At 70.2% G+C, this 20926-nt stretch carries 16 protein-coding genes; 10 read left to right on the top strand and 6 right to left on the bottom strand.

Annotated features, from left to right (window positions below; genetic code table 11):
• Positions 1 to 4: 4 nt before the first annotated feature.
• The 5 genes from AB7E83_RS05555 to AB7E83_RS05535 form a co-directional block, all read right to left on the bottom strand.
• Positions 5 to 1888: a tetratricopeptide repeat protein gene (locus AB7E83_RS05555; protein ID WP_428566271.1), complete on the bottom strand. Its 1884-nt coding sequence runs from the start codon at positions 1886 to 1888 to the stop codon at positions 5 to 7.
• Positions 1889 to 1968: 80 nt separating this feature from the next.
• Positions 1969 to 4353 (bottom strand): beta strand repeat-containing protein, encoded by a 2385-nt coding sequence (locus AB7E83_RS05550; RefSeq protein ID WP_428566268.1) that lies wholly within the window; start codon positions 4351 to 4353, stop codon positions 1969 to 1971.
• A 261-nt stretch (positions 4354 to 4614) separates the two neighbouring features.
• On the bottom strand, positions 4615 to 5970 hold the full coding sequence (locus AB7E83_RS05545; protein WP_428566265.1) for a tetratricopeptide repeat protein: 1356 nt from the start codon (positions 5968 to 5970) through the stop codon (positions 4615 to 4617).
• Positions 5933 to 7861: a CHASE2 domain-containing protein gene (locus tag AB7E83_RS05540; protein ID WP_428566262.1), complete on the bottom strand. Its 1929-nt coding sequence runs from the start codon at positions 7859 to 7861 to the stop codon at positions 5933 to 5935. Before AB7E83_RS05540 ends, AB7E83_RS05545 begins: the two co-directional genes overlap by 38 nt.
• A gap of 22 nt (positions 7862 to 7883) precedes the next feature.
• Entirely contained in the window at positions 7884 to 9221 is a 1338-nt protein-coding gene (locus AB7E83_RS05535) for a FecR family protein (RefSeq protein WP_428566260.1), read from the bottom strand.
• A 135-nt stretch (positions 9222 to 9356) separates the two neighbouring features.
• On the opposite strand from AB7E83_RS05535, the gene AB7E83_RS05530 reads away from it, so the two are divergent.
• The 7 genes from AB7E83_RS05530 to AB7E83_RS05500 are packed head-to-tail and all read left to right on the top strand — an operon-like array spanning position 9357 to position 17154.
• Complete coding sequence (locus AB7E83_RS05530) at positions 9357 to 10043, top strand: Crp/Fnr family transcriptional regulator (protein ID WP_428566257.1); 687 nt, start codon at positions 9357 to 9359, stop codon at positions 10041 to 10043.
• 15 nt (positions 10044 to 10058) lie between these two features.
• A complete protein-coding gene (locus tag AB7E83_RS05525; protein WP_428566254.1) occupies positions 10059 to 10862 on the top strand; it encodes an ABC transporter permease in 804 nt (267 codons plus the stop codon).
• The gene (locus tag AB7E83_RS05520) at positions 10852 to 12078 is read left to right on the top strand and encodes an ABC transporter ATP-binding protein (RefSeq protein WP_428566251.1); all 1227 of its coding nucleotides are present in this window, start codon (positions 10852 to 10854) and stop codon (positions 12076 to 12078) included. The genes AB7E83_RS05525 and AB7E83_RS05520 overlap by 11 nt, the downstream gene beginning before the upstream one ends.
• Positions 12075 to 13121: a hypothetical protein gene (locus tag AB7E83_RS05515; RefSeq protein WP_428566249.1), complete on the top strand. Its 1047-nt coding sequence runs from the start codon at positions 12075 to 12077 to the stop codon at positions 13119 to 13121. The genes AB7E83_RS05520 and AB7E83_RS05515 overlap by 4 nt, the downstream gene beginning before the upstream one ends.
• The gene (locus tag AB7E83_RS05510; RefSeq protein WP_428566246.1) at positions 13118 to 13870 is read left to right on the top strand and encodes a hypothetical protein; all 753 of its coding nucleotides are present in this window, start codon (positions 13118 to 13120) and stop codon (positions 13868 to 13870) included. Before AB7E83_RS05515 ends, AB7E83_RS05510 begins: the two co-directional genes overlap by 4 nt.
• Positions 13871 to 13928: 58 nt before the next feature.
• Positions 13929 to 16094, top strand: coding sequence for a methyltransferase domain-containing protein (locus tag AB7E83_RS05505; RefSeq protein ID WP_428566244.1), 2166 nt, complete (start codon positions 13929 to 13931; stop codon positions 16092 to 16094).
• A complete protein-coding gene (locus tag AB7E83_RS05500) occupies positions 16072 to 17154 on the top strand; it encodes a glycosyltransferase family 2 protein (RefSeq protein WP_428566241.1) in 1083 nt (360 codons plus the stop codon). Before AB7E83_RS05505 ends, AB7E83_RS05500 begins: the two co-directional genes overlap by 23 nt.
• Here the strand turns inward: AB7E83_RS05500 and AB7E83_RS05495 are convergent.
• Positions 17138 to 18211 carry an acyltransferase family protein gene (locus AB7E83_RS05495; RefSeq protein ID WP_428566239.1) on the bottom strand — a complete coding sequence of 358 codons (1074 nt, stop codon included), beginning with the start codon at positions 18209 to 18211 and terminating at the stop codon, positions 17138 to 17140. The genes AB7E83_RS05500 and AB7E83_RS05495 overlap by 17 nt on opposite strands.
• Positions 18212 to 18259: 48 nt before the next feature.
• Here AB7E83_RS05495 and AB7E83_RS05490 point away from each other — a divergent pair, with 48 nt between their 5' ends.
• Genes AB7E83_RS05490 through AB7E83_RS05480 form a run of 3 tightly spaced genes read left to right on the top strand, consistent with a single transcriptional unit; the run spans position 18260 to position 20921 of the window.
• Positions 18260 to 19237 (top strand): glycosyltransferase family 2 protein, encoded by a 978-nt coding sequence (locus tag AB7E83_RS05490; protein ID WP_428566237.1) that lies wholly within the window; start codon positions 18260 to 18262, stop codon positions 19235 to 19237.
• Positions 19234 to 19581 (top strand): EamA family transporter, encoded by a 348-nt coding sequence (locus AB7E83_RS05485; RefSeq protein ID WP_428566234.1) that lies wholly within the window; start codon positions 19234 to 19236, stop codon positions 19579 to 19581. The genes AB7E83_RS05490 and AB7E83_RS05485 overlap by 4 nt, the downstream gene beginning before the upstream one ends.
• A complete protein-coding gene (locus AB7E83_RS05480) occupies positions 19578 to 20921 on the top strand; it encodes a DUF2142 domain-containing protein (protein WP_428566232.1) in 1344 nt (447 codons plus the stop codon). Before AB7E83_RS05485 ends, AB7E83_RS05480 begins: the two co-directional genes overlap by 4 nt.
• Positions 20922 to 20926 lie beyond the last annotated feature (5 nt).

The following is a 20926-nucleotide window of genomic DNA, read 5'->3' as shown; positions in this document are numbered from 1 at the left end:
GCGATTATCCGCGAGCGACCTCGCACCATTGCCGCCACATGCCCCGGTAGGCGGCCTCGACTTCGCGGGCGTTGCGCGCCTCGTCGAGCAGCGGCGAAAGCCGCATCCGTTCGCGCAGCTGCGCCCGCGTCGACGCCAGCCTCGCGGGATCGCGCGCCAGCGCAACGGCCGTGTCGACATACGCGTCGGGGTCGTGCGCGACGAGTTCGGGCACCCCCACGGCCCGCAGCAGGGCGCGGCCCATGCGGCTGGAAAATCGCGGCGCGAAACCGCCCCCCTCTCCCGTGCAGGTCACCAGCGGCACGCCCATCCACAGCGTCTCGTAGCTCGTCGTGCCGCCATTGAATGGAAACGGATCGAGCGCGATGTCGATCTCGCCATGCATCGCCCAGAAGCGCTCGTGCTGCATCTTGTCGTAGGCATCGATCCGGTTCGCCGCAACGCCTCGTGCCTCGAAGAATCGCGCCGTCGCGCCCCGCGTCGCGCCCGCCGGCAGGCCGATGGCAAGCCGGCTGCCCGGCACCTGCTGGAGAATGCGGGCCCAGCATTCGAGCGCGGGACGGGACACCTTCGAATAGCGGTTGAGATGGCCGAACGTGACGACGCCCTTGCGCTGGAACGGCGGCGGCGCCACCTCCGGCATGCCGAGGAGCGGCCGCCAGCCCCACATCCCGGTGTCGAGCCGCCAGCTCCGCTCGGTGTAGTCGGCGTCCGCGTCGGGCGGATCGGTCTCCGCGTAGGTCATGCGCCAGCCGATCGCGCCCACGCCCGTCGTGAGCACGTAGCCGAGCCAGTTCACCTGCACCGGCGCGGGCCGGCGCGCGAACGTGAGCAGGCGGTTGTTCTCCGTGTGTCCGGCGAGGTCCACGAGGATGTCGATCCGGTCTTCGCGAATGCGCTGGGCCAGGACCTCGTCGCTCATCGCCGCGCAATCGACCCATTGCGAGGATGCCGCGCGAAGCCGTGCGGTCCACTCATCCTCCAGCGTCGAGCTGTTGTAGCAAACGACTTCGACGGCATCGCCGTGCGCCTCGAGCAGCGGAAGAAGGAAGTAGGCAACCGCGTGGCGATGCAGGTCGGGCGAGACGTAACCGACGCGCAGGCGCCTGTTTTCGTCCGGGTTGTTGTCGTGACCGACGGCGGGCATGAGCGCGCGAGCGCAATTCCGGTCGAATTCCTCGGCAGCGTGTCGGACGTCCCGGGGACCGTACGACGGCGAATAGTTCAGGCACACGATCAGGTTCGACCAGCACGAATGCAGCGCGGGCGCGAGTTCGAGCGCCTTGCGATAGCAGCCGATCGCCTCGTCGTAGTTGCCCGCCGCCTGGTGGATCATGCCCAGGTTGTTGTGCGCCGCTGCATTGGCCGGCAGCAAGGCCGCCACGCGGCGATAGAGTTCCAGCGGCTGGTCGATCTGGCCCAGTTCGCGCAGCACATGCGCCGTTGCAGTGAGCACCTCGGGGTCGTCACGGCCATGAACGCCGGAGATCGAACGCAAATACCGCCGCGCCGCGGCTTCGGGCTGCTGCGCGCGTTGCCAGGCCGCCGCCGCCGTTGCGTCGCCGTTGGGGAGGTCGGGTTTCAGTTCCAGCGCCCGCTCGTAGGCTTGCGCGGCTTCGAGCCAGCGCTGCTGCCCGGTGAGTGCATTGCCGAGACCATGCCAGCTCTCGGCGCGGCCCGCATCGAGGGCGAGCGCCCGGCGGATGGCAGACTCCGCAGCGGCCCATTCGGCGAGCTCGACGTGGGCAGCGGCCAGGTTGGCCCAGTAGACGACCTCCTGCGGCGCGGCATCGACCACGCGCTTCAGCGCATCCCGTGCCTCCAGCTTGCGGCCCTCGCGCCAGAGCGTGAGCGCAGCGACGTAGTCGCGATGGACGGAATCGGTCATTTCATAAAAAAACCCGCCCTTGCGGGGCGGGTTTCTATCGGTCGGCAGCGCTTGCGAAAAGCGCTGCGTCGCGAGGCCGATCAGACGAACACGAAGTCCGCAGCGGTGACCGTGCCGGTCACGCCGGTGACGTTGATCAGCATGTCCGTCGCCGAGTTGGAGGCCAGATCGTCGTTGGCGTCGACGTACAGGTACGTGCCCGCGGCGAGGCCAGCGGAGACCGTCACCAGCTTCGCGCCGACGTTCGCATCGGCGGCGGTGCCGCTGGAGGTGCCCACGCCCGCCCAGACTTGCGTCAGGGTGTCGGCGGTTGCCACGGTCACGGCAGCGTTCATGGTCACCGCGGTGGGGCCGAACACCAGAGCGATCTTGTCGGAGCCTGCCACGAAGTCGGTGATCTTGACGATCTGGGCCGTGCCTTGCGACTGGGCCGCGCCTTCGAAGCGGAACTGGTCGGCACCGTCACCGCCGGTGACGATGTCGCCCTGGTTCACTGCGGCAGAGCCGAAGCGGATGCGGTCGGCACCTGCGCCACCGACGATCTGGTCGGCGCCATCGCTGCCGAACAGGGTGTCGGCGCCAGCGCCGCCGGTGATCTGCATGCCACCGTTGGTGACCGGCACGCCGGCGCTGAAGCCAGCGCCCGCGGACGCGGCGGTCATGTTCAGGCTGCCCGTGAACGTGGAGGCGTTGACGACGTCGGCTTGCACCGCGCCCAGCGTGATGCTGCGCGCGCCGCTCACGTTCAGCGTTTCCACGGCGGCGGTGGCCGTCATGGTGATCGCGCCGGTGGAGTTGGCCGCACCCAGGGCGCCCGTGGACGACAGGTTGATCGTCTCGAAGCCGGTGCTGGTCGTGGCGGCCAGGTCGACGTCGGTCGTCGTCGCGGTGCCCAGCGCCAGGTTCAGCACGTCGGTCGTGGCAGAACCCGAGGAGTTGACGGTCGACGCGCCGGCCTGGTCGGCACGGATCGTCAGGCCGGCCGTGCCCGCACCGTAGTTCACGGTGTAGGCGGCGGCGGAGGCCGTCGTCAGGATCAGGGTCGTCGCACCGCCGAAGGCCGCGGGCGTGTACGTCGCGGCGGTCACCGCGTCGGACAGCAGCAGGTTCTCAAGGTTCGTCAGGTTCGTCTGGTTGGCGGTCACGCCGGCCGCCGCGGCTTGCACCACGGAGATCGTGTCGGTGCCCGCGCCGCCGTTGTAGACATCGGCACCCGTGTAGAACGCGCCGAAGACAGCGGTGTCGCCGTTGGCCGTGCCGGTGATCGTCACGGCGTTGACGGCCGTGTTGGCGTTGACCGTCAGGACGCCCGTGCCCGTCATGCCCGAGGCATTGACGGTCAGCGCGTTCGTGCTGGTGCCGGTGTTGACCGTCAGGCTCGTGGTGCCGGTGGCGGCAACCGTGGCGCCAGCCACGTAGTTGGCCGCACCGCCGCTCGCACCCGCGCCTTGCGACAGGGTGATGGCGTTGGTGGCGGGGCCGCTGCTCACGACGTTGATGGTCTCGTAGCCGGCCAGGCCGACGATCGGCGCGGCGACGACGGCGCCACCGACCTGGTTCAGGTTCAGGGCGATCGTGTCGGCGGTGCCGGCGATGGCAGAGGCGATGCTGTTGACGACAACACCGGCTTGGGTGTTGGACAGCGACACGGAAGTCATGGCGGCCTGCACGTTCTGCAGAGAGACTTCGCCGCCGGCTGCGCCGTTCGACACGCCGATGGAGGCGAGGCCCGTCGAGTTGATCATGTCGATCGACGTGGCGGCCGTGCCCGTGGCGTTGACCGACAGGTTCTCGATGCTCGTCAGCGCGGCAGCAACGTTTTGGGCGCCGCCGTTGTTGAAGCCGACCGTCAGCGTGTCCGTGCCGGCGCCGCCGTTGACGGAGTCACCGGTGTTCAGCGTCTGGAAGAACGTGCCCGACGGCGCGTTGAAGAACAGATTGCCGTTGATGTTGTCGTTGCCGGCGGTTCCGGTCACGACGTCGCCAGCGTTGACGCTCAGCGGGGTCGTGGTCGTGATGGCGCCGAGGGTCGTGGTCTGCGTGTTCTGCGAGTTGGAGGCGTAGACGTAGCTGGCCGTGACCGACTGGTTGAACACTTGCGAGACCGAGCCGAACGTGACGTCGCTCTCGAGGCCCGTCAGGATGTTCGTCAGGTTCGTGACGACGATGCCGCGCTGCGTCGGGAACGCGGCGAAGGCTTGCGTCAGGGCCGACAGGAGGGCCGTGTACGAAGCGGCGGGAACCGTGGTGGACGTGATGCCGAGGTTCGTCAGGACGCGCGAAGCCAGGTCGGCATCGCTCACCGTGGCGAACTGGTTGCCCAGGGTCAGCGCGAAGGCGATCGGGCTGGATGCACCAATGACGCCGACATAGTTTGTAAACAGCGGATTGCTGGGGGCTGCGCCGAAGAAGGCCTGGTACAGCTGAATCGCGGTTGCCGGTGCGCCAAAGATTTGTGCGGGCATGTGATCTTCCTAAAAAGGTTAATGAAGAACTAAACCATAGAGACCAGGTTCGCTCGGACTGCCTTCATTCGAAGACACGCCGACCCAAACCTGACCCTGACAAGTTCGCCGGGCATTATCACACACGCTTTTGCCTTGCCAAGCGTTGTGTGGCCCTTTGCCAACTTGGTGACAGCGAGTGTCGTCGACTCCGCCGGCATCCGAAGTGACGCGCGTCACACGATCGTGCAGATCGTTCGCGCGAACTTAGGTTCGCGTGCGTCACCACACGCGCCGCACGGCGACGTAGGGGCTGAAGCTGCGGCTGCCGAACAGCGCGAGCGACGCATGCTGCACCGTCCATTCGGCGCCCGCGACCCACAGCGCGCCGTACGCGAGCGGGTGCTGGAACTCGACCCGGAGCGTACCGCGGGTGACCGACCGCAGCCGCCCGCTCTCCAGCAGCGCGCTGTAGCCCGTCCGGTCGCGCGACACGCTCACGTCGGCATCGGCCAGCAGCTGGCCCTGCGGCGCGTCGCCCCAGCCCACGCCGGTCCAGACCGCGGCCGCGCGAATTCCATATTGGACCTGGTCGCCGCCCGGCCGCGCGGCATCGGCGGCGCGGTCGCGCCCGGCTTTCGCACCGACGAGCCACTGCATGCCCCGTCCTTCGCAGGCCAGGACCCCGGACACGCCCGCGTAGCGTCCGGACAACACCGGGTTGCTCTGGTACTCGCGGATCTGCAGGTCGATTCCCGCGCGCGCATCGCATCTTGCCGCCGCGCGCAGGCTGCCGACGCCGGCGGACACCCCCGTGGCGCGGTAGTCGATTCCGGTGCGCGCATGCAGCGCCGACACCGAGGCGCCCATGTAGCCGCCCCAGCGTTCGCTGGATCGTTGATAGGTGTTGTACTGCGCGGCGACGTCGATCTGATCGGAACTCGCCTCGCCGACCGTGTCGCTGCGCCGGCTGCGCACGCCCGCGAACAGGTCCCATTGCCCCGTTCCGCCCTGGTCCCGGCGCGCCTCGACGTGCGCGTCGGTGCGCAGGTACATGCCCGAGCGGCGGCGATAGCTCTCGTCCAGCGGCAGATTCACCGTCTGACCCGGAAAGGTGAGGGCGAGCGAGCTCAGGTTCGGCGAGCCGAGCAGGTTGCTGTCGTAGCCGAGCCGCGCGCTGGCGACGAATCGCAGTTGCGTCCCGCCGGCCCGCGCCCAGCGCGTGCGCTGGCGCTGCAGCACCGGTCGAAGCGCGGCGGGCAAGCCGGGGTCGGCCAGCAGGCTGTCGACGAGCGCCGCGGCGGAGGCGATGTCGCCCAGGCCCGCGAGCGCGATCGCGTAGTCGACTTGCGCGCCTTTCAGGTCCGGTTCGAGCAGGAGCGCGCGCTCGAGATGTTCGGCCGCTTCGTCGTAGCGCGCCTTTTCGTTGAGGAAGTGGCCGATGCCCGCGAGATACGCCGCGTCGCGCTGGCACTCGCCGAGCCTCGACAGCAAGGCTTCGAGCGCGCGCGCCTCGGGCGCTTCGCGAGGGAGTTCGCACTGCGCCGCCTCCGCCCCCGCGCCCCCGCCGAGGACGAGCGCGCAGCCGAGCACCAGCGACCTAAGCGAGAGCGGGGGCCGGCTGCAATGGGTAGGCATAGACGTGGTGGGGCACCCGCATGCCTTCCAGCAGGAAGGTCCCCAGCGACTCGAGCCCGGCCGCGCCCACCTGGGCGGCCAGTCCCTCGCCGACGAGGATCGGGTGGGCCAGCTCGGCCGTCATTTCGACGAGGCGGCTGGCGATGGTGACGGTCCGTCCCAGGACCATGTGCGTGCGACGGCTGGCGAGGCCGAACGAGCCGGCCATGGCGGGCCCGGTCTCCACGCCGATGCCGAGCGCCAGCGGCTCGAGGCCGCCCGGCGCGGGGTCGGGCAGCACGCCATGCATGGCGGCGTGCAGCTTCACGGCGGCTCGCAGGGCGCGCTGGGAGTGATCCGCGCTGCGCGTCTTGGCGTCAAGGCCGGCCGGCGCGCCCGCTCCGGCCGGGTCGCCGTTCCACACGGCCACGACGGCATCGCCCTGGAACGATTCGATCACGCCGCCTTCGCCCTCGACGATGCGCGCGGCCGTGGAGAAGAAGGCGTGCAGCACGGCCGCCGCCTCCTCGGGCGGACGCGCTTCGCAGTAGGCGGAAAAGTTGCGGATGTCGGCGAACATCACCGACACCTGGTTCGTGCTGGCGGTGATCGCGCTGGAGGGCGACTGCGAAGCGAGCGCTGCGGCCACCGGCGCGGGCAGGTAGCTGGAGAGATGGCTGTAGAGGCGGTCGCGGTCCACGCGCATCTTCGCGTGCTGCAGGATGCCCATCGCGATGCCGGCGACGACCACGAAGAAGCCCGGCTGCGCCCAGCCGAGCCACAGGGCCGAGCGATCGAGCTGCACCGCGTGCAGGACCCACAGCACGCCGCACCACAGCAGCGCCGCGATGGGCAGCAGGTATACGGGGAACTTGCGGCGGTCGCGGCCGAGCGCCGCGAGCAGTGCGAAGCCCGCGGCGGCGGCGAGCAGCTGGTACCAGGGCGCGAGGCGGGGCGTGCGCGGCACCTGGCCATCGATCAGGCCGGCGATGAGTTGCGCATGCACCTGCAGGCCCGCGCCGGCCGCGCCGAACGGCGTCGCGATGGAGTCGTTGAGGCCGAAAGCGGTGCTGCCCACCAGCACCCACGCGTTGGCCAGCAGGCCCGCGGGAACTCGGCCCGCCAGCACGTCGGCCGCCGACACGCTCACCAGGCTGTCGGGGTGCAGCCGCCAGGGAACGCGCAGGTCGCCGCGCGCATCGACGGGAATGGCCCCGAGCGGCAGGTTCTTGCCCGCGAGCATCCAGCTCGCGTCGAGCGGCGAATCGCCGCGGTCGACGGCCAGCCCTTCGTCGCCGGTCGCTCGCAGGAAGGCGGCCAGGCTCAGCGTCGCATAGGCCTTGCCCTGGTGGCAGATGACGGCGGGAACGTGGCGCACCAGGCCGTCGCTGTCGAGGCGGGGCGTGATGTGCCCCGCATGCCGGCTGGCGATGGCGCTGGAGTTGCCGATGTAGCCGCGGGCTTCAGTGAAGGGCGGCGGACAGCCTTGCCAGGCGAGCGCGCCGCTCAGGGCGCCGACGGAGTCCGTGCCGCCCTGCTGCAGCGCGAAGACCTGCGCCAGCACCACGTTGTGCTTCTCCACGGCCGCGGCCAGCTCGGAATCGCCGGGCATGGGGTCGGTGAAGACGATGTCGAAGATCTGCTGGCTCGCGCCCTGCGCGGCGATGCGTTCGATCAGCTTCGCCTGCGTGCCGCGCGACCATGGCCACGCGCCCACCTCGCGCAGACTGCGTTCGTCGATGTCGACGACGATGAGCCGGCGTTCGTCCTTGCGCTCCGCGCCGAGCCGCCACACGATGTCCCCGGAGCGCTCCTCCGCGTCGGCCAGCCAGCCGGGAACGAGCACGGCCTGCGCCGCCCAGAGCACACAGGCGATGAGCAGACCGACTCCGGCCACCCAGTTCGTGGCCAAGGCACGCGGCGATCGCGTCAAATCACCTTCCCCAGAGGGTGATGCCGGTGAGGTTGCCCGCGGGGAACGGTTTCTCGAAGAAGTAGCCCGCTTCCTTCGCGTCGAGGCTGAGCGCGCCGGCCACGTAGGCGGTGCCGCCTTGGCCGATCAGATAGCCGTTGGGCCGCACGATGCCGTTGGCCTGCAGGTTCTGCGCGCCGATGGCCGGATTCGACACGTTGAGCGAGGTCGCGAACGTCGAACGCGAGAAGTCGACGTTCAGGGTGCCGGACTCCACCTTCACCGGCTGCGCGGTGGTCCCGCGACCGTCGGCCACGTTCAGCTGCGCCACGCCGCCGCCCAGGCGGAAGCTGGCGGCCGTGTCGGCGGTCTGCAGCAGGGGGTTGTCGGACGGAGCGGTGCGATAGAGGCCGTAGGCACCATTGCCCACCGTGCCCACGCGCCCGTTTTCCGTGGCCTGCTCGAACGTGCGCGACAGCAGGTCGCCATCGACCGGCTTCACCCATTCCCAGCGGCCCCACATCAGCTGCGGAACACTCGGCAGCGCGGGGACCGTTGCCACGGCGACGGGCACGGCAACGGCGGTGCCGGCGGCGACGACCACGGCCGAGCGCGACTCGTTGACCACCGTCTTGTCGGCCGCGAGGTCTTCTCGCGGGCTGGCCGCCACGATGGGCTTGTCGATCTTGGCCTGTGCCTGGCTCGGACCCATGCGCCGGTTCTGCGCGAGCAGGTCCACCAGAGGCACCAGTTGCGGCGTGGCCTGGTTGCGGCTCAGCTCGAGCATCTGGCCCTTCATGTCCTCGGACAGCAGCTTTTCCGCGCCGGTGCGGCACGGCCCCAGGGCCGAAGTGCATCCCGCAAGGGGCGACAGGACGATCGCGCCGGTGTAAACCGAGGCCGACGTCTTTTCGGCGTCCGACTTCACCACGAAGTCGGTGCCCTTCACCCCGATGGCGGCCACCGGCGTGTTGAGCCGGAAGCGGTCGCGCGCGGCCTCGCCCCAGGCGCCGGTGATCGAGCGGACCACGCCCTCGTCGAGCCGGAACTTGATGGCCGTGAGCGCGCTGCCGGAGTTGTTGTAGCTCTCGATGTGCAAGCGGCTCGAGGGCCGGATGCTGATGCGGCCGCCGTCGACGAAGCGGTAATGCACGTGGCCACCGGCCTCGGTCTCGACCCGGTCGCCCACACGGATCGGCATGCCGCGCTCCACCGTGCGCGGGGCGGCGTCGCCGGAGACGATGCGGGCCATGCCGATGACCAGCGTCGCCTCGCCCACGATGGCGCTTTGCTGCTGCGCGAAAGCGGGCAGCGCGGCGCAAGCCAGTGCGGCAACGGCGAAGTAGTAAGGAATAGTCATGATGAGCCTTTCGGCCGGTCGCCCGGGCGAACCGATCCAGCTTGTATTCTGCCGCGAGCCGATGCACTCGCATGTGCGCGGGGTCACACGTCCCGCCGGATGCGACGGGCGCGCGCACCTTAAACTCGCGTCCGAATGCCGGTCTCGCTCCAACTGCTCAGCCAGTTCCCGCTGTTGCGCCCCCTGTCGCGCGAAGTCCTGGAGCCGCTGTCGGCGTCGATGTCGCTGCGTTCCTTCGCGCGCCGCGCGATGGTGATGGCCAAGGACAGCCCCAACTTCGAACTCGGCTTCCTCGTCGAGGGCCGGCTGCAGGGCATCGACTTCACCGTGGACGGGCGGGGTGTCGGCCTCTACTTCGTCGACCCGGGCGACTATTTCGGCGAGCTCTCGGTGGTCGATGGCCAGGGCGCCTCGGAATTCGTCGTCGCCGCCGCGAAATCGACCGTCGCCTTTCTCGAAGCCCGTTCCGCACGTGAACTGATCTCGGTCCACCCGGAGCTTGCGCGCGCCGTCATGTCGCGCCTGGCGCAGCGCGTGCGCCTGGTCACGGCGCAGCGCACGCTACTCGGGCTGGCCAACCCGTTCCAGCGCCTGTGCGTGCTGATCCTACAATTGCCGCAGCAGGATGGCAGCGTGCTCAACGTGCCGACGCACCAGGAGATGGCGATCATGATCAACGCGAGCCGCGAGACCGTGACGCGCGCGTTCCAACTCTTGTTCCTGCACAAGCTGCTGGTGCGCGAGGGGAACACGCTGAAACTGGTGCAGCTGCAGGTGCTGAAAGACATCGCCGAGGGCCGCGCCGACCCGCCGAAAGCCTGACTCCCCCATTCATCCTTGACTTCGCTCGCTTCCTATCTCTGGCCCCGCCGCCACGCCTCCCTGATCCGGCAGTTCGCCAGCCGCGAGGTGCACTCCCGCTACCGGCAGTCGTGGCTCGGCGCGGCGTGGGCGGTGCTCACCCCGCTGCTGATGCTCGCGGTGTACACGCTCGTTTTCCGCCACGTGTTCGGCGTGCGCTGGGGCACGACGAACGAGGGCGACCTCGCATTCGCCGTGCGGCTCTACGCGGGTCTCGCCGTTTTCCAGTTCTTCGCCGAGTGCGTGGGCCGCGCGCCGCGGCTCGTGCTCGACCAGCCGCACCTGGTGAAGAAGGTGCGCTTCCCGCTCGAGGTGCTGCCGTGGTCGACGACGCTCGCGGCCGCCGTGCATCTCGTCATCGCGCTCGTGCTCCTGGTCGTGCTTTCGCTGTGGGACGCCGGGCGGGTGCCCGTCACGCTCGTCGCCCTGCCGCTCGTGTGGCTGCCGCTGCTGCCGCTCACCGTCGGCCTCGGCTGGTGGCTGTCGGCGCTGGGCACCTACGTGCGCGACGTCGGCCAGGTCATCGCGCTGGTGCTCAGCCTGCTCATGTTCCTGAGCCCGATCTTCTACCCGGTCGAGGCGGTGCCCGCCGCGCTTCGGCGCTGGCTCTTCCTCAATCCGCTCGCGCCCATCATCACGCAGACGCGCCAGGTCCTGCTCGAGGGCGTGTGGCCCGCGTGGACGCCGCTCGCGCTCAATCTGCTCGTCTGCCTCGCCATCGCCGCGGCGGGCGCGGCCTTCTTCCGCGCCGTGCGTTCGGGGTTCCCCGATGTCGTCTGAGGCCACCGGCGGCGAGTTCGCCATCCGCGCTTCGGCGATCGGCAAGTGCTACCAGCTCTACGACCGGCCGACCGACCGGCTGAAGCAGTTGCTGTGGGGCGGCCGCCGCCGCTATGCGCGCGAGTTCTGGGCGCTGCGCGACGTCGAGTTCGCGATCCGTCCGGGCGAGGTGATCGGCGTGGTCGGTCGCAACGGCGCGGGCAAGTCCACGCTGCTGCAGCTCGTGTGCGGCACGCTCGAACCCACCGTGGGCGACCTGCACGTAGGCGGGCGCGTGGCGGCGCTGCTCGAACTCGGCGCGGGGTTCAGCCCCGACTTCACCGGGCTGGAGAACATCTACATGAACGGCGCGATCCTCGGGCTGAGCCCGGCGGAGGTCGACGCGCGGCTCGACGAGATCGTGGCCTTCGCCGACATCGGCGAGTTCATCCGCCAGCCGGTGAAGACGTATTCCAGCGGCATGTTCATGCGGCTCGCGTTCGCCGTCGCGACGGCGGTCGAGCCCGACATCCTCGTGATCGACGAGGCGCTGTCGGTCGGCGACGGCGCGTTCGCGCGCAAGTCCTTCGACCGCATCATGAGGCTGAAGGACGCGGGCAAGACGATCCTGTTCTGCTCGCACTCGATGTACCAGGTCGAGGCGCTGTGCTCGAAGGCGATGTGGATCGACGCGGGCCGGCTGCGCGAGTTCGGGCCGGCGGCAAACGTGACGAGCGCCTACCAGGCGAGCCTCAACGCGGCGATGGCGCCGGCCTCCGTCACGCCGCTCGCGCCCGGCGCGGCCCTGCCGGCGTCCAGCGGCACGGCGCGCATCACGAAGGTGACGGCGAGCGCGGACGGCGTCGAGGGCCAGGAGCTCGCGATCCGCAGCGCGCGCAGCGACCTGGCGCTCACCGTCGAATTCGCGATCGACCCCAGCCTGCCCGCGCCTGCGGTGGCGCTGGGCATCAACGACGCGAACTCACTCACCGTGGCAAGCGCGACGACGCAGAACGATGGCGTGACATTGCACAGGGATGCGAGCGGTCGCGGCCGGGTCGGCGTCGTGTTCCCGCGCCTGCCGCTGCTGAAGGGCCAGTATTCGGTGACGGTCTTTCTCATCTCCGAAGACGGCGTCCACGTCTATGAACAGGTCGAACGCTGCCTGCTCCTGAACGTGACGCAGACGGGGCTCGAGCAGGGGCTCGTCGCGCTCGAGCACGAATGGCAGGCGTGACGGCAAGGCAAGCGCCGGGGGCGACGCCGGCCGTCACGCCGGTCGAGATCGGCGGCCGCGCGTTCGAGCTGCGCGACCTCGCGCCCGAAGACGGCGCGGAGCTTCGCCGCTTGCACGTCGACGTGTTCGGCGACGGCGCGGACGCGGCCTGGTACGACTGGAAGTACCGTCGAGGCGGCGGGCTCGGCAGCGGCATGTGGCACGAAGGCCGCCTGATCGCGCACTGCGGCGGCGTGCCGCGCGCGCTGCACGTCGAGGGCGAGCGGCGCGGCGGCATCCAGATCGGCGATGTCATGGTCGCGACCGCGTGGCGGGGCGTGCTCACGCGGCGCGGGCCGTTCTTCCATGTGTCCGATGCCTTCTACCGCGCGCACGTCGGCGAAGGGACGCCCCACGCGATCGCGTTCGGCTTTCCGAGCGAGCGGCATCTGCGGCTCGCCGTGAAGACCGGCCTGCTGCACGATGGCGGGCCGGTACAGGGCTTGTCGTGGATGGTGCCGTCCGCCTTGCCGGATCCTGCGACGACGGACCTGCCGTGGACGTGGCGCTGGGTGCCGCTCGACGCCGGCTCGCCCGAGTTCGACCGCAGCATCGAACAGGCGTGGGACACGATGTCCCGGGCGACGCGCGAGTTCGTCGTCGGCGAGCGCACGCCGGCCTACGTCCGCTGGCGCTTCTTCGAGCGGCCGGCTCGCAGCTCGCGCGCGTTCGTCCTGCGCCGGGCCTGGTCGCGCCGCGCGCGCGGCGTCGCCATCCTGGACCTTGCATCCGACCCCGCCGACGCGAAATGGCTCGACTGGATCGGCGATCCCGCGGACGCCCCGCTCGCCTGCCGCGCGAGCCTCGCCGAAGCGGCGCGCGCGAAGGCGACGAGCCTGTCGGCCTGGGCGACGACGGCGGTGACACAATCGCTGCGCGACACCGGCATGGCCGCGCCCACGGTGACGGCGTGGCTGGGCATCCCGTGCCGCTCTGCCCTCGATGCCGCCGACGTCCCCCGCCTGCGCTGGTGGCTGATGGGCGGCGATACCGATTTCCTATGACGCAAGCGACGCAACCGACGCCACCGATACCTGCCGACGCACTCGTCTTCGTGGCCGCCGTGAGCCGCCTCGAGGTGCTGCGCGAGCGCCTGTGCGCGTCGCCCTGCATCGCGCAGGGACAGCGGCCGCTGGTCGCGCATTTCAATGCGGCGTCGGCGGCGGATGCATTCAACGCGGCGATGCGCTCGCAGGCCGCGCGCCCCGGCACGTGGCTCGTCTGGGTGCATCAGGACGTGACGCTTCCTTCGGGCTGGGACGAGACGTTCCTCGCCGGCCTCCGCGCCGCCCAGGACACCCTGCCCATGCTCGCCGTGGCCGGCGTCTATGGCCTGAGCGGCGATTGTCGCGCGGGCCATGTGCTCGACCGCGGCCGGTTGCTGCGCGAAGCGCTGCCGCTGCCGCACGCGGCCGACAGCCTCGACGAACTGCTCGTCGCCGTGCGCGCCGACAGCGGACTCGCGTTCGACCCCGCGCTCGGCTTCGACTTCTACGGCACCGACGTCGTGCTGCAGGCGCGCGAACGCGGCCTGCAGGCGGCGGTGATCGACGCGTATTGCGAACACTGGTCGGACACGCCGGCATCCACGAAAGTCCCCCGCGCGATGGCCGACCGCATCGAGCGCAGCGGCGCCGCCTTCGAGGCGAAATGGGCGCATCGCTTCCCGATCCACACCTCGTGGCTCGCCCTGAACGCGCCGGGCGATGTCGCACGCTTCCTGCGTCCCTTGCGCGAGGACTCGTGCGAATGAGCGGCCGCTGCACGTCGATGCTCGTGGAAATGCAGCGCGCCGCGCGGAGGCTCGCTCCGTGACCGAACCGGCACGCGAAGGCTGGCGCGACGCCGCGTGGCGCGCGGCGCGACGGGCGCACCATGCCGATTTCGCGCATGTGCTGCCGGCCCTCGCGAAGCTGCCCATCGAGCTGGGCCAGACGCTGGCGCACCTGCGCGGCGTGTTCAACGCGGCGGTCGGACGCGACTGGCGCTCGATGGCGCTGGGCTTCCGCCACGTGCGCTCGCACTGCGCGATCGGCTATCGCGAGATGGCGCTGCCGGGCGGCGAGGCCGCAGTGGCGGACGCGAGGCGCGGACGCTTCATCGCCGAAGCCCGCGACGAATACGAAGCGCGGCTGATCGCGGCGGGGCGCGTCGACGCGTTGAAGTGCGAGGTCGTACCCGCTGCACCCGGATTGGAGCTGCTGCGCCAGCGCGAGCGCGGCCTGGTGCTTCTCACGCCCCATTTCCAGAGCTTCTTCCTCGGCGTCGCCTTCCTCGCGCGCAGCGGCGTCAAGGTCAACCTCATGTCATCGTCGGTCACGCACGATCCGCGCGTCGACCCCGCCGTGCAGGCGCACTTCTCGGCGAAATACCGCGGGCTCGAGCGCTATCTCAACGGCGGCGAGGTGATCGATCTCGAACGCGGCACGCGCCAGTTCTACCGCATGCTCCAGCGCGGGGAGGTGCTGGTGATCCTGGGCGATGCGCCGGTCCTGCCGGACGGCGTGTCGATGGACGTGGATTTTCTCGGGGCGCGGCGTCGACTCTCCGGTGGACCCCTGCGCATGGCGCAAAGCACGGGAAGCGACCTCGGCGGCTATGTGTGCCGGCACCTCGGCGGCGACAGGTACCGGCTGGAGATCGGGCCGGTCGGGCCGGCGCGGACGCCGTCGACGGTGGAGAGCGTCTACCGGTTCTTCTCGGACGCGATCCTGCGCGATCCGGGGGGATGGTGGGCATCGGACCTGTTGCCGGCGATGCCAGCGGTGCCGGCCGATGCCGCAGGGCCTGCACGGCAATTCGAGGCCATTGGCGCGCGAAGCGTCGATGCGCTCGTGCTGACCGACAGCGTGCTGGAAGGCAGCGACGAACTCGCACTTGGCTTGCGGCAACTGCGGGCGACGGTTCGTTCGACCGTGACCGAATGGCACGAGTCGAAGATCGAAGCATCGAACCCGGCGGCATTCCTCGCGCAGTGCCGCGCCGACCGACTTCTCGTCCTCCTCCAGCCCGCGCTGCTGGCGAGCGAGCATCTCGTCCCGGCCCTTGCCCAGAGCCTCGACGAAGACCCCGTGAAATGCGCCGTCGCCGCTGACCCGCGCGATGCGAGCGGCGAATGGGCGCCGGCCTACACCACGCAGGCCGACTTCGAAGCGTACGTGGCACGCCGCGGTTCACTTCCCGCCAGCGCCCCGGCGCCGCTGCACATCCCGCACGCCTTCATGGTCGATGTGGCCGCGGCGCGCGAGGCGATCGCCGCGCGCCCCGACCTCACCTGGGCCGAGCTGCCGGGGGCCCTCGGCGAACACGCCGTCCTCGCTCCGCGCGCCTTCGTTCATTCGTACGCCGCCTACCAGCAGAACGACCGCGCCGAGATGCTCGAACTCCTGCCCGCCTCGGTGCAGCGCCTGCTCGACGTCGGCGGCGGCGAAGGCGGCTTCGCGCGCGCCTTCGTCGAACGGCGGGGCGGCGAAGCGTGGCTGGTCGAGCCGAGCGCCGCTGCAGGACGTGCGCCGGCCAGCGACAAGCTTCACGTCTTCCGCGGCAAGCTCGACGACTTCGCCCCCACGCACGACGCGACCTTCGACGCCGTGAGCTGCCTCGACGTGCTCGAGCATCTGGACGACCCGCTCGCGCTGGTGCGCGAGACGCGCCGCTTCCTGCGGCCGGGCGGCCACCTGCTGCTGTCCGTGCCGAACGTGGGCCACGCCTCCGTCGTTCGCGACCTCCTCGCCGGCCGCTTCGACTACCTGCCGGTGGGCGTGCTGTGCGGCACGCACCTGCGCTTCTTCACGCGCCGCGCCATCGAGCAGCTCCTGCGCGAAGCCGGGTTCGAGGCCGTGGAGTGGCGGGGCGCGGGTCCGGCGCCCGCGGCGGACCACGAGCGGCTCATCGCCGCGGCACGGTCGGCGGGCCTGCCGGTGGACGAAGAGAGCCTGCGAACCGAGAGCCTCCATGTCCTCGCCGTCCTCCGTTGACGTCTGCATCGTCAACTGGTTCGGCGCGGCGGACGTCGAGCGTTGCGTGCGCGCGCTGGGGCCTTGGCCGCACGGCCGCACCTGGATCGTCGACAACAGCGACGATGCCGCAGAGGCGCGGCACCTGTGCGAGATTGCGCGCCAGAACCCCGGTATCGAGGTCATCGACACGGGGGCCAATCTCGGATTCGCGCGCGCCTGCAACATCGGGTTCGAGCGCTCGGACGCCGAGCTCTTCCTGCTGCTCAACCCCGACGCGATCATCGTGTCGCGGGACCTGACCGCGCTCGTGGAGGCCCTGCGCGGCGAGCCCCGCTTCGCCGCGCTGTCGCCGCGCATCTGGTGGAACGAGCAGCGCTCGTTCCTGCTGCCCACGGCGTCGCCGCAGACGCCGCGGGCGTCGATCGAGCAGGTGCTCGCCGCACGCCTGCGCGGGCGGACCATGCGCGCGTCCGGTCGCGAACTCGCGCGCCAGCAGGACCTCATGCACGGCGGTGGCGTCCACGAAGTCGACTTCCTCGCGGGCGCCGTGCTGCTGGTGCGGCGCGACGCCGCGCTGGCCGCGGGCGGACTCTTCGATCCGGACTATTTCATGTTCTACGAGGACAGTGACCTCTCGGTTCGCCTGCGTCGCGCCGGCTGGCGGCTGGGCGTCGCAAGCGGCGTGGATGCGGTCCACGAATACCGCCACAAGGCCTTCAAGGCGGAGCTGATGATGCAGACGCGCGAACGGTACTTCCGCAAGCGCTTTCCTCTGTTTCGCCGATTCATGCCGGCTTTCGACTCGCTGGCGCGTCCGGTTCCGGTTGACGTGTGGTTCGATGTGCTGCCGCAAGCGTGCGCAAGCGCCGACCACTTCCGCGCGATGACGGCCGATGCGGCGGTCCTCGCGTTCAGCCCCTCCGCGACCACGATGCCCGCGATCTTCCGGCCGCGCGGCCATGCGCCCATGCCCTTCTCGCACGAGGAGTGGGAACTGCTCGAACCCGCGCCCTACGTCGCCCTCGTCGCCCTGCCCGACGTGCCGCCGCGCTGGGTGTCGTTCACGGTGACACGTTAGTCGCCGCGGGCTGCCCCCGCCAACGCGCGCTCAGGGCACGCCCGTAATTTCGCGCGGGCGCCTCGACGGCGTGATGCAGCAGCCACGCCACGACGAGCGTGGCGGCCAGGCACACGAAGACCGCGCCCCAGCCGCCGATGTCGAGGCTGGTGCGCGACAGCACCTGCGGCATGGCGTTGTGGAACAGGTAGATGCCGTAGCTCAACTGCCCCGCGAGCAGGCACAGTGAGAGAGCGATGCCTTTCGGCTGTGCACCGCCCGCGAGCGCGCTCACGACGAGCGCATAGCCGAATGCCGCGCCGAGGCCGACGTTCCCGGTGAGCCAGGGCGTCGTCGTCGCGGCCTCCTTCGGATCGGCGACGTACAGGGTGAAAAGCACGGCCATGGCCACGAGCACGGCGAGACCCGACATGCCGCGTGCAAGGCGGCTGCCCCGCGCGCCCCGCGACTGCGCGATGCGCGCGGCCCAGGCCCCGAGGCAGAACTCGATGAGTACGCCCGGCAAATGGACGGTTGCGATGGCGCGCGGCGTCACGCCCTCGCCCGGCACGGCCAGCGCCACCAGCGCCATGTGCATCGCGAGCGCGAACGCGACGAAGAGGCCGAAGCCCCGGCCGCGCAGCACCCCCGCCACGAGCGGCAGCAGCAGGTAGAACTCCACCTCCGGCGGCAGGCTCCAGAAGGCGGCGTTGTAATAGAAGGCAATGTCGAGCGAGCGCAGCGTGTGCGCCATGAACAGATGCTCGACGAAATGCTTTCCGGCGTCCGGCGAAGGCAGCTTCAGCGCCACATAGGCGAGCAGCGCGACCAGGTACAGCGGATAGAGCCGGAAGAACCGGCGCGCGAGGTGCGGCAGCCATTCGAGACGCCGCTCCGCCAGGTAGGGCGCGAAGACGAAGCCGCTCAGCACGAAGAAGAGATCGACGCCCGTGGTCGCGAAGCCCCAGGGGCCGGGGGTCTTCACGACGAGGTACGCGTAGTGCGAAGCGACGACGATGAGCGCCGCGAAGCCGCGCAGGGCTTCGATGGCGGCGTCTTCGCCCGGGGGGTGCTGCATCGTTTGCGAGATGGGTTCCTTACAATGCCGCGCAACGACACGAGCCCGATGCGTAGCAAGATCGCCGCCATTATTCCCTGTTACCGCGTCAAGGCGCAGATCCTCGGCGTCCTCGCGCGCATGGGCGAGGAAGTCGACCGCATCTACGTGGTGGACGACGCCTGCCCGGAAGCCAGCGGCGCACACGTGCAGGCGAACTGCCGCGACCCGCGCGTGACCGTGCTGCGCAACGCCGAGAACCTCGGCGTGGGCGGCGCGGTGATGGCCGGCTACGCGGCGGCGATGGCCGACGGCTGCGACATCCTCGTGAAGGTCGACGGCGACGGGCAGATGGACCCGGCGCTCATCCCGCGCTTCGTGCGGCCGATCGTCAACGGCCAGGCCGACTACACCAAGGGCAACCGCTTCTACGACCTCACGCACATCGGCCAGATGCCCGCCGTGCGGCTCGTGGGCAACGCCATCCTGTCATTCATGGCCAAGCTCTCCACGGGCTACTGGAACCTCTTCGACACCACCAACGGCTACACCGCCCTCCATGCAAGGGTGGCGCGGCACCTGCCCATGGGCAAGGTGAGCCGCCGCTACTTCTTCGAGACCGACATGCTGTTCCGGCTCAACATCATCCGCGCGGTCGTCGTCGACGTGCCCATGGCCGCGGCCTACGGCGACGAGAAGAGCAACCTGCGCATCGGACGCATCGTGGGCGAGTTCTTCGTGAAGCACGCGCGCAACTTCTTCAAGCGCATCGCGTACAACTACTTTCTGCGCGACATGACCGTGGCCTCGCTCGAGCTCGTGTTCGGCGCGGCGCTCTTCGCCTTCGGCCTCGTCTTCGGCGGCTGGCACTGGTGGCGCTCGGCCAGCGTCGGCACGCTCACCCCCTTCGGCACGATCATGCTGTCGGCCCTGCCCCTGCTCGTGGGCCTGCAGATGCTGCTGGCCTTCGTGGGCTTCGACGTGGCGAACGTGCCGCGCCGGCCCATCCACCCCGACCTGCCGGAACGCGAGGGCGCGAACGCATGACGAGGCTGAACCTGCTGCTGCTCGTGCTGACCGTGGCCGCGCTGTCGGTCGGCCAGATGCTCTTCAAGCTTGCCGCCGGCGGCATGCGCCCGGGCGGCGCGTGGCACGAGTGGCTGCTCAACAAGCACCTGTTCCTTGCCCTCGTCGTGTACGCCGGCGCCACGGCGCTCTGGATCGCGCTGCTGCGGCAGGTGCCCCTGTCGGTCGCGTACCCGTTCGCCGCGCTCGCGTTCTTCTTCGTGCCGGTGCTCGCGTACTTCGGCCTGGGCGAGCCGCTGCGCTGGCAGACCTTCGCGGGCGCCGCCATCATCTCCGCGGGCGTGTGGGTGTCGGGCCTCGAATGAGGTTCGCGCGCGCACTTGCGGCGTGGCTGGCCGTGCTGCTGGGCGCCATCGCGCTCAGCGCACTCATACCGCCGCTTCAGTCGCCCGACGAGCACAGCCACATCTTCCGGGGCTATGCGCTGTCGAAGGGGCGCGTCGCGCTCGAGACGCCGCCGGGCGAGAGCACCGGCAGCCGCTTCGACGAGGGCATCCTGTACTTCGTGCGGCCCTATCTGCTGCACATCGTGGGCGAGAAGACGAAGCGGCTCACGCCCGCCGACGAGGCCTTCGCGAAGTCGCAGACCTGGCAAGGGAAGGAACATTTCTTCTCGATCCCCGGCGCCGGCTACTATTTCCCGGCCGTGTACACGCCGCATGCGCTCGCCTTCGGCATCGGGCAGGCGCTCGACCTGAGCGTGGCCCACACCTACCGGCTTACGCGGGCGCTGTGCATCGTCGCGGGCCTGGCGCTGCTGGCGCTCGCGATGCGCGTGCAGCGGCCGCCGCCCCTGGCCGCGGCGCTGCTGCTGCTGCCGATGACGCTGTTCCAGCTCGTCCTGCCGACGATCGACGGCATCACCACGAGCGCGGCGGCGCTTGCACTCGCGCTTTTCATGCGGCGCAGCCTCGGCGATGGCGATGCGCCCGCGTGGCACGCCTGGGCGCTCGCCGCCAGTCTTTTCCTGCTCGCGACGACGCGCGTGCATCTCACGCCGCTGCTCGTGCTGCCTTTCGTGCTGTACTGGCGCTTCCGCACGCGCCGGGACCTCTGGCTGGGCCTCGCCGTGGCGGCCGCCTCGCTCGCCTGGACGCTCTACGCGCTCGCGCACACGGTCGATGCGCGGATCAAGCGCGACCATGGAACGACCGAGCTGCTGCTGCACTATGCGCGCCATCCGCTCGACTTCTTCCGGGTGGTCGCCGCATCGTTCACCGACGAGAAACTGTCGACTTTCTACAGCCAGTCGTTCATCGGCATCCTGGGCTGGCTCGACACGATCATGCGGCCCGGGTTCTACGTCGCGCTGTGGATCGGCCTCGCCCTGTGCGCCGGGGCCTCGCTCGCCGGCGTGTCGCTGCGCCGGGCCGCGCCCGAGCGACTGCTGCTCGCCGGCGCGGCGGTCGCGAGCGTGCTGCTCGCCTTCTTCGCCCTGCTCGTGACCTGGACGCCGCATCCCGCGGCGACCGTCGAAGGCGTGCAGGGCCGCTATTTCATCGTGCCCGCCCTCGCGGTGGCCTATGCATTCGCGGCCGCGCCACACGACCGGCCGCGCCGATGGGCGACGTACGGGCTGCCCGCGGCCTTTGGCGCGCTCTCCCTGTACGCGCTCATCGCCACGCTGCTCGCCCGCTATCATTGAGCGCC

This window comes from Ramlibacter sp. (assembly GCF_050250995.1).
Classification (GTDB): domain Bacteria; phylum Pseudomonadota; class Gammaproteobacteria; order Burkholderiales; family Burkholderiaceae_C; genus Ramlibacter.
Note: the sequence above shows the minus strand (reverse complement) of the source record. Positions and strands in the feature narration are given on the sequence as shown.